This is a genomic window from Flavobacterium alvei, from assembly GCF_002920895.1.
Taxonomy (GTDB): domain Bacteria; phylum Bacteroidota; class Bacteroidia; order Flavobacteriales; family Flavobacteriaceae; genus Flavobacterium; species Flavobacterium alvei.
In genome coordinates, this window is sequence record NZ_PQVG01000007.1 from 26,538 (window position 1) to 40,470 (window position 13,933).

12 protein-coding genes are annotated in these 13,933 nt (G+C 32.8%); 1 reads left to right on the forward strand and 11 read right to left on the reverse strand.

Annotated features, from left to right (window positions below; genetic code table 11):
- Positions 1-208 precede the first annotated feature (208 nt).
- Positions 209-1,339, forward strand: a complete 1,131-nt coding sequence (gene ald, locus C3L50_RS12465; protein WP_103806516.1) for an alanine dehydrogenase — start codon at positions 209-211, stop codon at positions 1,337-1,339.
- Positions 1,340-1,452: 113 nt separating this feature from the next.
- On the opposite strand, the gene C3L50_RS12470 is transcribed toward ald, so the two are convergent.
- From C3L50_RS12470 to C3L50_RS12520, 11 genes are all read right to left on the reverse strand, one after another.
- The gene (locus C3L50_RS12470; protein WP_103806517.1) at positions 1,453-2,859 is read right to left on the reverse strand and encodes an APC family permease; all 1,407 of its coding nucleotides are present in this window, start codon (positions 2,857-2,859) and stop codon (positions 1,453-1,455) included.
- Between the two features lie 251 nt (positions 2,860-3,110).
- Entirely contained in the window at positions 3,111-5,057 is a 1,947-nt protein-coding gene (locus tag C3L50_RS12475; RefSeq protein WP_103806518.1) for a polysaccharide biosynthesis protein, read from the reverse strand.
- Between the two features lie 357 nt (positions 5,058-5,414).
- Positions 5,415-6,284, reverse strand: a complete 870-nt coding sequence (gene rfbA, locus C3L50_RS12480) for a glucose-1-phosphate thymidylyltransferase RfbA (protein ID WP_103806519.1) — start codon at positions 6,282-6,284, stop codon at positions 5,415-5,417.
- Positions 6,285-6,338: 54 nt separating this feature from the next.
- Complete coding sequence (rfbD, locus tag C3L50_RS12485; RefSeq protein ID WP_103806520.1) at positions 6,339-7,196, reverse strand: dTDP-4-dehydrorhamnose reductase; 858 nt, start codon at positions 7,194-7,196, stop codon at positions 6,339-6,341.
- Positions 7,196-7,744, reverse strand: a complete 549-nt coding sequence (rfbC, locus tag C3L50_RS12490) for a dTDP-4-dehydrorhamnose 3,5-epimerase (protein ID WP_103806521.1) — start codon at positions 7,742-7,744, stop codon at positions 7,196-7,198. Before rfbC ends, rfbD begins: the two co-directional genes overlap by 1 nt.
- Positions 7,745-7,782: 38 nt before the next feature.
- Positions 7,783-8,850 carry an EpsG family protein gene (locus C3L50_RS12495; protein ID WP_103806522.1) on the reverse strand — a complete coding sequence of 356 codons (1,068 nt, stop codon included), beginning with the start codon at positions 8,848-8,850 and terminating at the stop codon, positions 7,783-7,785.
- Positions 8,851-8,868: 18 nt separating this feature from the next.
- Positions 8,869-10,026 carry a DegT/DnrJ/EryC1/StrS family aminotransferase gene (locus C3L50_RS12500; RefSeq protein WP_103806523.1) on the reverse strand — a complete coding sequence of 386 codons (1,158 nt, stop codon included), beginning with the start codon at positions 10,024-10,026 and terminating at the stop codon, positions 8,869-8,871.
- A 50-nt stretch (positions 10,027-10,076) separates the two neighbouring features.
- Positions 10,077-11,048: an MraY family glycosyltransferase gene (locus C3L50_RS12505; protein WP_103806524.1), complete on the reverse strand. Its 972-nt coding sequence runs from the start codon at positions 11,046-11,048 to the stop codon at positions 10,077-10,079.
- Between the two features lie 2 nt (positions 11,049-11,050).
- Complete coding sequence (locus C3L50_RS12510) at positions 11,051-11,947, reverse strand: NAD-dependent epimerase/dehydratase family protein (protein ID WP_103806525.1); 897 nt, start codon at positions 11,945-11,947, stop codon at positions 11,051-11,053.
- The gene (locus tag C3L50_RS12515; RefSeq protein WP_103806526.1) at positions 11,947-13,077 is read right to left on the reverse strand and encodes a glycosyltransferase family 4 protein; all 1,131 of its coding nucleotides are present in this window, start codon (positions 13,075-13,077) and stop codon (positions 11,947-11,949) included. Before C3L50_RS12515 ends, C3L50_RS12510 begins: the two co-directional genes overlap by 1 nt.
- Complete coding sequence (locus C3L50_RS12520; RefSeq protein ID WP_103806527.1) at positions 13,077-13,916, reverse strand: glycosyltransferase family A protein; 840 nt, start codon at positions 13,914-13,916, stop codon at positions 13,077-13,079. The genes C3L50_RS12515 and C3L50_RS12520 overlap by 1 nt, the downstream gene beginning before the upstream one ends.
- Positions 13,917-13,933: the final 17 nt, after the last annotated feature.

Below are 13,933 nucleotides of genomic sequence, written 5' to 3' on the forward strand. Positions count from 1 at the left end.
AATAAATCTTTGGTTTGTGATTTTTCAAACACTTAAAATCAGATATTTTTTCGTTTTAGAAATACAAATAGCATTCTATTCAGAAATATTTAATGTAAAAATAGAAAATAAAAATAATATTTTCTTAATTAAACATCATTCAACACAATATTTTCTTTAAGTAGTAAATTTGTATATATTATTGAACCAACTACTAAAAAAACATATTATGATCATTGGAGTTCCTAAAGAAATCAAAAACAACGAAAATCGTGTAGCACTAACTCCAGCTGGAGTAGCCGAATTTAAAAAACACGGACATTTGGTCTATGTGCAAAAAAGCGCAGGAGAAAACAGTGGATTTAGCGACGAAGCCTACGCTAAAGCTGGAGCTGAACTATTACCAACCATTGAAGCGGTTTATGAAATTGCCGAAATGATTATCAAGGTTAAAGAACCAATAGCTTCAGAATATCCGTTGATAAAAAAAGACCAATTACTATTTACATACTTTCATTTTGCATCATCAGAACCATTGACTTATGCAATGATCGAACGCGAAGCGGTTTGTTTGGCTTATGAAACGGTTGAAAAATCAGATCGCAGTTTGCCATTATTAGTTCCAATGTCGGAAGTGGCAGGAAGAATGGCCATTCAAGAAGGAGCCAAATATTTAGAAAAACCGATGAAAGGAAAAGGAATCCTTTTGGGTGGTGTTCCCGGAGTTCCTCCAGCAAAAGTAGTCGTTTTAGGCGGCGGAATCGTTGGTACTCAAGCTGCAAAAATGGCCGCTGGTTTTGGTGCTCAAGTAACAATTTTGGATGTAAGCTTGCCACGTTTACGCTATTTGTCAGACGTGATGCCAGCTAATGTAACCACTGTGATGTCTAATCATTACAATGTTATGGATGCCATTTCACAAGCCGATTTAGTTATTGGAGCCGTTTTGATTCCCGGAGCAAAAGCACCCCATTTAATCACTCGTGATATGCTAAAATTAATGTCTCCAGGAACAGTTCTAGTTGATGTTGCTGTTGATCAAGGTGGATGCATAGAAACCTGTTCCCCAACAACACACGAAAATCCAACCTTTATTATTGACGATATTGTTCATTATTGTGTGGCAAATATGCCCGGTGCTGTACCTTATACTTCCACTTTGGCTTTGACCAATGCCACTTTACCTTATGCTTTGCAATTAGCAAACAAAGGCTGGAAAAAAGCTTGTACTGAAAACGAAGAATTGAAAAAAGGACTTAACGTAGCCAATGGAAAAATTCTTTATAAAGGCGTTGCCGAAGCTTGGAATTTACCCTTTGAAGATGTAGAAACGGCCTTGAAAGATCTCGTTTATGCGTAATTTCAATAAAGAATTAAGTACTAAGACTTGATTTCTCTATAAATCAAAATCCGTCAAGTTAGAAAGTAACGAGACGGATTTTTTTATTTTTCCTGCCAACTGCAATCTGAAATCTACTTCTTCTGTTTAGTCAAATAATAAATCGGAATTCCAATCAACATTATAAGAACTCCCCAACCGCAAGTACTAGGTTTGGTATATAATAATGTGATTCCTATAGCTATTGCCAAAACAATGTAAAGTGCTGGCAAAAACGGATAACCAAAAGCTTTATAAGGTCTTTCGGCATCGGGAACTTTCTTGCGAAGAATAAAAATTCCGTAAATGGTCAGGATATAAAAGACCAAAACAATGATTACTACAAAATCCAGTAAATCACCATATTTACCCGTTAAACACAAAGCCGAAGCCCAAATACACTGTACCCACAAGGCCCATGCTGGAACACTAGCCTCATTCAAATGAGATGCTTTTTTGAAAAACAAACCGTCTTGCGCCATCGTATAATAGACTCTTGCACCAGCCATAATCAAACCATTATTGCAGGCAAAAGTCGAAATCATGATCATTACAGCAATAATAATTGTTCCAACATTTCCGAAGATATTTTGCGAAGCCACCACAGCTACTCTATCCGATTCAGCAGTAGCAATGTCTTGCAAAGGAACTACAGCCAAATACATAATATTAGCCAAAATATAAATACAACTTACAATCAAGGTGCCTAAAAACAAACTCAATCCCACATTTCGTTTTGGATTTTTGATTTCGCCAGCAATAAAAGTTACACCTTCCCAAGCCACACTCGAAAACAAAGAACCCACCAACGCCGCCGACATTGCCGAAATCAAAGCTAATCCACTTATGGGAAGCCAAGAACCAGTATCAACATTCATAGATTGCGAAGTCCAAGCATTGGCCCAATTGGCATCCCAAACTTCGGCTTTAGCAGCCACGAATCCGAAAATAATTAATCCAAAAATAGAGGCCACTTTAATAACCGTCAAAACCGTTTGCAAAATCTTGCTATTTTTTACGCCACGACTGTTGATATAACTCAATAAAATAATGGTGATTATTGAAACAATTTGCGCGGCGTGCAATTGGAAATCACCTAACTCAAAAATTACATTTTTTTCACTGACTGGTGGATACAAATAAGCCGTAAATTTAGAAAATGCTACACCTACAGCAGCAATTGTACCAGTTTGTATTACGGCAAAAAAGCTCCAACCATACAAAAACCCTATCAATTTTCCGTAGGCTTCCTTAATATAAACATATTGTCCTCCAGCTTTTGGAAACATCGAACTCAATTCGCCATAACTCACAGCTGCAATTACAGTAATAAATCCTGTAAACATCCACATTGTAATCAACCAACCAGCAGAACCCAATTGGCGAACCATATCCGAGCTTACAATAAATATCCCAGAACCGATCATCGAACCCACAACAAGCATGGTTCCATCTAATAATCCGAGTTCTCTCTTAAAATGTTCTTGATTGTGGTCTTGCATATCTTTAGTTTTTTTTTTGGTTGGCTAAAGATATACTTTTTTTGGATATTTTAGAAAATAGTTGTAAAACTAGCAATTATTTAAACTAATACATAAATAATTAGAAGCGAACTAGTTTTAAGTTTGTCAAACTAGACACGGTCAAAGTGCTACAAAAAAATTTTAGAAGGAGCAGACTGTAATTTTTTTTTTAAGTTTTTAGAAAAACTATATTGATAAAACGACCTTCTTCTTTTTTGGATTAGAAATAACTACTTATCTAATATTTCGAAGGTTGAATTCATACTAATAAATTCAGGTACTATCCTTTTCATTTTGGCAACGATATCATCATTATCAAAAAAAGCAGCTATGCCAATAAGCTCATCTATATTGGCATGCAAGTCAAAAAACTCTTCTTGAATTTCCTGTGCAATCATGATTTTTTCGTGATAAGTAGGCAAGGTTTTCGAGGTATCATTAAGCAATTCTTCGTATAATTTTTCGCCCGGTCTCAAACCAACAATTTTTATTTTTATATCTCTATCTGGGATATAGCCCGCCAACTTAATCATCTTGCGAGCCAAATCGATAATCCTAACTGGTTTTCCCATATCAAAAATATAAATCTCTCCTCCATTTCCCATAGATCCTGCTTCCAAAACGAGTTGACACGCTTCTGGAATAGTCATAAAATATCGGATAATATCGGGATGGGTAATGGTAATTGGTCCTCCTTCAGCAATTTGTTTGGTAAACAAAGGTACTACTGAGCCATTGGAACCTAAAACGTTTCCAAAACGAGTAGTGATGAATTTAGTGGCATATAATTTATTATTTTCTTGACATTTCAGGTGAAGCGATTGCACATATTTTTCGGCAATTCTTTTACTTGCTCCCATTACATTACTAGGATTTACGGCTTTATCTGTTGAAATCATTACAAATTTTTCTACACCATACTCACAGGATAAATCGGCAAGATTTTTAGTTCCATTTACATTGGTCAGAATTGCTTGAGAAGGATTCTCTTCCATCAAAGGCACATGTTTATAAGCCGCAGCATGATAAACCATCTCTGGTCTATAGAGTTTAAATATTTTTTCTACAGCTACTCTATCCCTTATATCTGCAATTACCGAGTGAATCACTGTTGAACCCTTAATACATTCGACTTCTAAACTAATGTGATGCAATGGCGTTTCTGCCTGATCTAAAATAATAACTTTTTGGGGTTCAAAGTTCAATACTTGTCGTACAATCTCACTTCCTATTGATCCTGCTGCTCCCGTAATTAAAATAGTCTTGCCTCTTAACTGTTTGGATATGGAGATATTATCTAAAACAATGGGTTCTCTTTCGAGTAAATCTTCAATTTGAATATTTTTTACTTTTTGTGAAATTTCTTTTTGATCTTCCCAGTCGGAAATAGAAGGAATAGTAAATACTTTATAATTATACTCTATACATTGGTCTATAATCACTAATTGCTCTTCTTTAGACAAACTTTTGTCTGCAATTACAAGAGCTTCAGCACCAATAGAACGCATTAGTGATGGAATTCTTTTTCGGAGAACCAAAATAGGTAAATCCAACATTCTCTTGGAAGCATTTTGATTGTTTCGATCTACAAAACCTAAAATTTTAAAACGAGAGGGAGTTTCAAATCGCAAAGCATTAGCAATAGATATAGCATTGGCATCGGTACCATAAATAATAGTTTTAATTAATTTGGTATCGTTTTTTTCAATAAAATAAAGTTCAAAAGTTTGCTTTACAACCACTCTATACAAAAACAACCCACAAAAAGAAAGGACTATATTAATAAAAAAAGCAGTATTTAAGAATGCTTTTTGGTGGTAATACAACTCAAACAAAAAATTAAAAACTAAGAAGAATACCAAAACCGCTGTTTGCGAAAATAGAAGCTTAACTGCATCTATATAAGAAGAATGCCTGATAATACCAGCATAGGTTCTAAACAACCAAAAGAAAAAGATATTGACACTAAACAAAAGACTCACAAATACAACTGAGTGCTTGGTTACAATATATTCTAACCCAGTGCCATCAAAAATCAAAGAAGTAAAACTGAAAGCAAGAAGTAGGACAGTAAAATCTATTAAAACAATAATCCAACGAGGCAAATAACTCAAATTATGAATATTGAATCTTAAGTTATCTCTTGAAAAATAACTTTTTGAATTATCTCTTTCCATCTTAAATAAAGTATTTCTTATTCGTCGAATTCGTATCTGTTAACAAAAGTACAAATTAATCTTAAAAAAAATCAAAAACACCCTACTCATTTTCATTTTATAGATAAACAACACAAAACAACGACAAAAAGTAAAAATCGTCTTTTTTTATATAAATTAATAAAATACATCATAACTCATTATACTTTAAGCTTTTTCAAAAAAAGTTATCATTTACTATATCTAACGCACTTAAAAACCTTGCATTAACAAGTCAACCTACTATTTTTAATTACATTGACAAATTATAATACAAAAAAAAAATCCCCTAAAAAGCATCGACTTTTAGGGGAAGTATGGTAAAATGAAAATTGATTTTTATTTTTTTTGTTTCAACAATTGAATTAAATAATCGCCATAACCAGATTTTTTGAGCGGCTCTGCCAAAGCTTGAAGTTTCTCACTACTGATAAACCCTTGACGCCATGCAATTTCTTCAATACAGCCTATTTTCAATCCTTGACGCTCTTCAATAACCTGAACAAATTGTCCTGCTTGCATCAAACTATTAAATGTACCCGTATCTAACCAAGCTGTTCCTCTATTTAAAATCCCTACTTTCAAAGTGCCTTTTTCAAGATATACCTTATTCACATCGGTAATTTCATATTCACCTCGCGCACTAGGTTTAATATTTTTGGCAATCTCCACAACCGAATTATCATAAAAATACAAACCTGGAACAGCATAATTCGATTTAGGCACCAAAGGTTTTTCTTCTATCGACAGTGCTTTGTTATTCTCATCAAATTCAACTACGCCATAACGCTCAGGATCCGAAACGTGATAAGCAAAAACCACCCCTCCATTAGGTTTAGTATTCGACTGTAATAATTCTCCCATATTGGCACCAAAGAAAATATTATCACCTAAAACCAAAGCAACATCATCTGTACCAATAAATTTCTCTCCTATTACAAAAGCTTGCGCCAATCCGTTAGGAATAGCTTGTTCAGCATAACTAAATTGACAACCAATTGCTGAACCATCACCCAATAACTTCTCGAAATTCGGCAAATCATGAGGGGTTGAAATAATCAATATTTCATGAATTCCTGCCATCATTAAAGTGGACAAAGGATAATAAATCATCGGTTTGTCGTAAACTGGCATCATTTGCTTACTCATGGCTAAAGTCAATGGATGCAATCGAGTACCGGATCCACCGGCTAAAATAATTCCTTTCATCTGTTGCTGTTTATTGTTTGTTCATATTCCATCTTTCTGTTCCCTTTTAGAGGACTAGGGGGTCAATCTCTCCATCATAATCTTAAGGCTCACTTTATAATCGATAGGTTCTATTCCGTAAATAGTTTTAATTTTCGATTTGTCTAACAGGGAATAGGCAGGTCTTTCAGCAGGAGTGGGATAATCTGCTGCAGGAATTCCTTTGATTTCACAAGTTTTATGGGCTATTTCTTTGATGTCTTTTGCAAAATCAAACCAACTAATTTCCCCTGCATTCGAGTAATGGTAAATCCCCGATTCCCATTTAGTACTATCTAAAATAGTTAAAATAACTTGAGCCAAATCGGCTGCATAGGTTGGCGAACCTATTTGGTCATTGACTACACTCAAAGTATCTCTTTCGCTCATCAAGCACAACATGGTTTTTACAAAATTATTTCCAAATTCCGAGTACACCCATGCGGTTCGAATAATAATACTCTCTGGACAATTTTTCAAACAAGCGATTTCACCTGCTAATTTTGTTGCTCCATAAACACTCTTTGGGTTAGGGACATCATCCTCTTTATAAGCTACTGGTGAGCTACCATCAAAAACATAATCGGTTGAAACATGAACTAGTTTTGCTCCTGATACTGTACACAAACTAGCTAAAGTTGCGATAGCCAAATGGTTAATAGCATCAGCAACTACAGTATCTTGTTCTGCTTTATCTACAGCTGTATAAGCGGCACAATTGATGACAATATCAGGTTGAATACGGTTGAAATTGGCAACAATCACCTCAGTTTGGTCTAATGGAAAATCATCAATATCGGTAAAAATAAAATCGAAATGAGGATAATGGGACGCTATCATTTTGATTTCCGAACCCAATTGTCCATTGGCTCCAGTTACAAGAATTTTTTTCATCAGAATTGGGAATTACAGTTTTCGAAATTAGGCAAAATCATATCTTTTTCTGAAACAATGGCTTCCTTCAAATCCATTCCCCAATCGATATTGAGAGTGGCATCATCAAATCGAATACCTCCTTCACTTTGCTTGTTATAATAGTGGTCGCACTTATATGAAACCACCGCAGTTTCACTCAAAACCGAAAAGCCATGAGCAAACCCTTGAGGTACCAATAATTGTTTTTTGTTCTCAGCCGACAATAGAACACCAAAATACATACCATATGTTGGAGAATCTTTTCTCAAATCTACGGCAACATCCATAATCTCGCCTTCTAAAACTCTCAACAATTTAGTCTGTGAATAGGGTGGATTTTGGTAATGCAATCCCCTCAAGGTACCTCTTTTAGAAAACGATTGATTGTCTTGTACAAAATCGATGTGGATTCCTAAACTTGCAAATTTACTTTTGTTGTAAGATTCAAAAAAATAACCTCTTTCATCTTCGAATACAGTTGGTGTTAGGACTACTAAATCTTTTATAAAAGTTAGTTCTATTTTCATGGTATTTTATTTTGGATGCAAGTTTAATTAATTTTCAATTAATTCCCTACTTTTAATGATTTAAACAAAATGCTATTATACGGAATTAATTTACACTTATAGTCCTTTTCTATATCCATCTTTAATGTATAAACAAAAATACTGCTATAATAAATCATAAAACCGCTGAATAACCATACTCTAAACTCTTTAGCTCTTAGAAAAATAAAATCAGCGATGACTACTATTTCAAAAATTTTAAAATAATAAGCAATTCGGGTTAGATCTCCGTATAAACTAAAAAAATTGGTGATTATCACTGATAAAAAAAACAAAACCATCAGATATTTTTGATTGAAATATTTTCTTTTCATTTCCTCAAAATAAAACAACATGAAAATTGCCACTCCATTCAAAATAATTAATTTCAAAGGGTTTGCAGGAATTTTCATTATGGTAAAGTAAGCTGTATATCTTGAATCTTTAAAAAGCGAACTAAAGAAATCTACCAATCCTAGTTGAGAAAACAACAAAGAACCTATCAACAGTATTAAAATATGATTCACTTTAATTTTGTCTGCAAATTGATAAACAAGGAAAAACAGGAAAAACGGAAGGATAGCCGTTCTGTGTAATGAGATTGCCAAAAACATCAGAATTAGGTAATAAAAATACTTTTTATTTATTAAAAAATAGAACGCATAAAAACATATGGAAACTGCAAAGGACTGTCTCATTGTGTTTAATGACAACAAAAACATACTTGGAATTAGCAAAAAAATAAAAATAGCAAGATTTTGATTTTGCGTGAATTTTTTAACACCCAAAAACAAAAACAAATAAGTAAAAAATGATATGAAGAAAAAAAGTGCCGTATATCCAATATTAAGAGTTCTAAAAACATTCATCAAAGCGACATACCCCAACTCAAAGTCCTGATCCCTTACTTTCGACTTATACCAAATTACATAATCCCCAAAGTCAGCTCCAACAAAATCTCGAAAACCTACAACGCCTACAATTAACAGAAATGTTACTCCCTGAAATATTCTATTTTTTTCTGGGTATAAATAGCCCAACCATAAAAGTGAGCCTGCAATCAATATAAATAGGAAATAAAATAGCATCCGACTGATTAAATAAAATTAGGAATTCTTTATTTCTTTCTTGAAAACAACTTGAATTGTTTTAGATATTCTTTCTCTATCTTCATCCGAAAGATTAGAGCCCGATGGTAAACACAATCCGTTTTCGAATAAAGTCTCTGCAACTTTGGCTCCATAATAAGGATAACCTTCAAAAACAGGTTGCAAGTGCATCGGTTTCCATAAGGGTCTGGATTCTATGTTTTCTGCTTCTAATGCTGCTCTTAAAATCTCTCTCGTAATCCCTCCATTTTTAGTTTCATCTACAAGTATTGCCGTCAACCAAAAATTAGAAAAAAAATCTGCTGAAGGCTCATTAAAAACCAAAACACCATCTATGTTTTCAAATAAATTAACATAAAAATCATGCATTTCTCGACGTAAAATAACGTGATTATCTAATACTTCCATTTGCCCACGACCAATACCAGCACAAATATTACTCATTCTATAATTATATCCAATCTGGCTGTGTTGATAGTGGGGTGCCTCATCACGCGCTTGAGTAGCTAGAAAAATAGCTTTGCTTTTTTGTTCCAATGTCTTAGTCACAATGACCCCTCCACCTGAAGTGGTAATAATTTTGTTTCCGTTGAAAGAAAGAATCCCAATTTCACCAAGGGTTCCACATTTTTTTCCTTTATAAGAACTTCCTAAAGCTTCTGCACTGTCTTCTAAAATTGGAATCTCATATTTACAAGATATTGCTCGAATTTCATCAACTCTAAAAGGCATTCCATAAAGATGAACAGCGATGATAGCTTTGGGTTTTTTTCCTAGTAAAATTCGATGTACAATAGCTTTCTCTAGAGCTACTGGACACATATTCAAGGTTTCAACTTCACTATCTATAAAAATTGGCGTAGCACCAAGATAAACAATAGGATTGGCTGAAGCCGAAAAAGTCATGGTCTGACAAATTACTTCGTCACCCGACTTTACACCCAATAATATAAGTCCAAGATGCAGTGCTGCTGTTCCAGAATTTAAAGCTCCAACATGAACTTCTTCCTGTAAATAATTTTCTAAATCACTTTCAAATCCAACAATATTAGGACCTTCAGTAGCAATCCAATTATCCTTGAAAACTTCTTGAATATAAAATAATTCTCTTCCTCCTTTATGAGCTTCAGATATATAAATCCTCTTTTTTTTCATTTTGCTCTAATTGATAGAATGACTGTTAAAAAATTAATTTAAAAAACCAATTAAGCTTTTCCTATTTTGATTTTTTCACTGTTTTTCAACAAATAAAACTTTGTTAGATACAATCCCATTAATGGAATTAAAACAATAAACCATATCGTAATTTGGGGTAATTTTCCATCTAAAAAAAACACCACTATACCTACTAAAAGTTGAAGGAGTGCATAAATAACCGATGTCAGTTGATGAGGAAACTTAAATACTTTACTCAATATTTGGTAAAAATGCCAAGAATGAGCCTCGAAAATGTTCTCTTTTAGATAAAGGCGATGCAAGATAGTAAAACTAGTTTCAATTCCATATACGGCTAAAAAAAGCAACCATAAATAGGAATCTGAAGCAATTATTAATTTTATTAATAGATAAATAATCCAAAATGCAATTGAAATACTACCAACATCTCCTGCAAAACATTTTGCTTTTTTTCTAAAATTAAAAAACAAAAAAACAACACTTGCCAACATTGGATAAATAATAAAATCATTGGCTATAAAATAATACAGATAAGTATTAACATACAGCAATGACCCTAAAACAACTAAGGTATAAAGACCTGTTATTCCGTTGATTCCATCCATAAAATTGTAGGCATTTAAAATACCAATTGCTACAATATAAAATAAAAGTGTAATCAAAAAACCATAAATAGTAATTAATTGTAAATCATAAAAAACTAAAGTAAAGGCAATAAAATGTGCTGCTAATCTAATTTTATTAGGCAAACTTTGAATATCATCCCAAAAACTAACAATACTTAAAATAGTAATTCCAATAAAAAAGAAATAATTATCTGAACTATTCTGAATAAAATAAAACAATGCAGCAAACCAAAAAATGACTCCACCTCCTCTTAAAGTAACATCTACATGAGCACTTCTAAAATTAGGTTTGTCAACAATATTGTATTTATAGGCTATTTTAAAATAAATCAATAATAGTATAAAAAAAACAAGCAATAGTAAAATATATTCCATACCTATTTGTTGAAACTTTTTAGTGTGTTTAGCAATCCTTCTCTAGCAGAAACTGGTAATTCTTTGCCAATAGCTTGTTTGATTTTGGAATTACCTACAAGATAACTTTCTGTCAATTTATCCAATCGCTCAGAATTGAGAGGAAGTAATAAAAAATCACCCAACCAAGCTATTTTTCTAATGTAGGAAACTGGGATTTTCCAGATAACTGCTTTTTTATTTAGGCTACTTCCCATAATTTGAATCAACTCATTAGTCGAAACATCATCATCATCAGCAAGATTATAAATACCTGATGGAATTCCTGGACGACTTAATAATTCTTTAATGACATAACAAAGATTTTCAATACTCAAAAAGGAACGTTTATTCTCAAAACTACCCAATGGCCAAGGAAATCCTTTAGAAACCATTTTAAATAAAAGATTCAAATTGCCTTTATTCCCCTGCCCATGAATCATACAAGGTCTCAGAATAAAAACTTGTTTACCCTCAGGAATTATCTGATTTTGGATGTAATCTTCTGCCATTTTTTTAGACTTCCCATAAGGAGTCTTGGGATGCCCTATTGATTCCTCTGTCAATATACCATTCACTTTATCGGCAACAGCTTTCACCGAGCTTACAAAAATAAATGTTTTAGAATTTGAGCCTAGAAAAGCATCAAATAATTGTTTGGTCAATTCGTAATTAGCTTCATAATATTCAGCTGGATTTGATATTTTTTTTAAATCATGTGCTTTTCCAGCTGCATGAATAATATGATCAGCATTCAAATCAATAGTTTGATTTATTTTATACCTTACTGAAAACGGAAGGATAACAAAATCTTTGGCCAAATAGGTTTGGAGATTCTGTCCAACAAATCCTGAAGCTCCGCTAAGCTGACATGTTTCCATCAATTAAATTTATTTTTATAGTAGTTTAACCATTCTTGCGAAATTAATTCAGCCGAAAAATTACTCAAGACATAGGCTCTTCCGCTTTTTCCCATCTTTTCCCGTACTTCTTGATCCATCAGTTTTTGCATTTGCTCAAAAATAGAATCAACATCCTTCACTTTATGTCTAAACCCTGTTTCATTCTCTATTATGGAGTCTTTCACACCATAAGTATCACTGCAAATAATTGGTTTTTCTAGCAATGATGCTTCTATAATACTCGAGCCAAAACCTTCTCTATAGCTTGGCAAACAAAACACATCAGCCATTTGTAAAATATCTTGTGGAGCTGTAGTAGCACCGCTAAAGAATATAGATGGACAATAGTTTCCCAATTTATCAATTTTTTGTTGCATCATTTCTTCATCTGGACCAACAAAGACTAATCTTGTGTTTGGATATTTGCCATTCAGTTTCAGAAAAGCAGCTACTAAGTCTAATAATCCTTTGTCAACATTTAGTCTTCCCAAATACATAAAAACGACTTCGTCTTTAAAGTTGAATTGGTTTCGGAAATTTTGAGCTATTATAGCATTAGGGATAAATTTTTGTACATCGACACCACTTATTGATCCTTTTCCTAAAACTTGAGAATTAGTAGTATTAATTATGCCGTTATCAATCAAAAATTGTCTCTGAGAAATTCCATCGACTAGAATATCGGTTGAACAAAGCACTATAAATCGGTCAATATTTTTCAGTAACCATTTGAAAAAACCCTTTTGTGTGTACCAAACTTGTCCCGTAAAAATATGAGTTCTTATTTTTATTCCAGCCAATTTTGCTGCAAAAGCCCCTATTAATCCCGCTTTGGGTGTAGCCGAATGAATCGCATCGAATTTATTTTTTTTGAGAAAGCTACGGAAAGTCAAAAGTGCTTTTACATCTTTAAAAATTGAAATTTTGCGTTCAAAATCTAGATTTTCTACTCCTTTTATGTAATTAAAAGCCGAAAAAAACGAACTATATCCATTAAAATTAGAAACCAAATACACATCATAATGTTCCGATAAATATTCGAAATGTTTCTTCAAATAAATATTTGCAAAATTGGGAGTTGCTACAATAAAACAAATCTTTTTTCTCATTAATCCTTTTTTAAAACTTCTGCAATAGTCAGTTTATTGATTTTAATGGCATTTCTTCTGTTTACCAAAATATTTTCTTTGCCTACTGAATTAAACAAACAATAAACTACCCCTGCTAATGAATATTTTATTCCAAATTGCAACAAATCTAAATCATAATTGTGTTTTCTTAACGCATACAACATATACTTGAATCCTTTGAAATATTTTTTATAATAATCATTGCCAAATTCTCTATAAAAAAACAAAGGCTCTGTCAAGATTTGAAAATTATATTTTTTGTGAGTTCTAAACCACAATTCCTTATCATCAATTCTTTCAATTTTAATATCATAAGGATTGGCAACAAACCAAGCTGTTTTAGCAACAATAGTAGGATGAATAAAAGTATCTACTGTACTTAATTCCTCTCCTTCTGGAAATTTTAATCGAATCCCTTCAATAATACTTTTTTCATTAATAGAATACGCATTGGTTCCTAAAACATCAATTTCGGGATGCAATTCTAAAATTTGTAGTTGTTTTTCAATCTTATTGGGATGCATAATATCATCTGCATCCATTCTAGCCAAATATTTTGTGGTTACTTTATGGGCAAACTCATTCAACCGGAAACTCATATTTTTATTTTGTCCATCAGAGTATATCGTCACTCTCGGGTCGTTTTCGAATTTACGAGCAATCGACAGAGAATGGTCTGTTGAGCCATCATCAATCAATATTAATTTCCAATTTTGATAAGTTTGATCAACAATAGACTGAATAGCTAGTTCTAAATATTTTTCAGTATTGTAAAACGGTATAGCTATCGAAATTAAAGCTTCTTGATTATTAGACATATAAAATTATTTTACTA

Excerpts from the sequence above, each read along its gene's own strand:
- ald (WP_103806516.1), top strand. The coding sequence starts at position 209 with ATGATCATTGGAGTTCCTAAAGAAATCAAAAACAACGAAAATCGTGTA.
- C3L50_RS12470 (WP_103806517.1), bottom strand. The coding sequence starts at position 2,859 with ATGCAAGACCACAATCAAGAACATTTTAAGAGAGAACTCGGATTATTA.
- C3L50_RS12475 (WP_103806518.1), bottom strand. The coding sequence starts at position 5,057 with ATGGAAAGAGATAATTCAAAAAGTTATTTTTCAAGAGATAACTTAAGA.
- rfbA (WP_103806519.1), bottom strand. The coding sequence starts at position 6,284 with ATGAAAGGAATTATTTTAGCCGGTGGATCCGGTACTCGATTGCATCCA.
- rfbD (WP_103806520.1), bottom strand. The coding sequence starts at position 7,196 with ATGAAAAAAATTCTTGTAACTGGAGCCAATGGACAATTGGGTTCGGAA.
- rfbC (WP_103806521.1), bottom strand. The coding sequence starts at position 7,744 with ATGAAAATAGAACTAACTTTTATAAAAGATTTAGTAGTCCTAACACCA.
- C3L50_RS12495 (WP_103806522.1), bottom strand. The coding sequence starts at position 8,850 with ATGCTATTTTATTTCCTATTTATATTGATTGCAGGCTCACTTTTATGG.
- C3L50_RS12500 (WP_103806523.1), bottom strand. The coding sequence starts at position 10,026 with ATGAAAAAAAAGAGGATTTATATATCTGAAGCTCATAAAGGAGGAAGA.
- C3L50_RS12505 (WP_103806524.1), bottom strand. The coding sequence starts at position 11,048 with ATGGAATATATTTTACTATTGCTTGTTTTTTTTATACTATTATTGATT.
- C3L50_RS12510 (WP_103806525.1), bottom strand. The coding sequence starts at position 11,947 with ATGGAAACATGTCAGCTTAGCGGAGCTTCAGGATTTGTTGGACAGAAT.
- C3L50_RS12515 (WP_103806526.1), bottom strand. The coding sequence starts at position 13,077 with ATGAGAAAAAAGATTTGTTTTATTGTAGCAACTCCCAATTTTGCAAAT.
- C3L50_RS12520 (WP_103806527.1), bottom strand. The coding sequence starts at position 13,916 with ATGTCTAATAATCAAGAAGCTTTAATTTCGATAGCTATACCGTTTTAC.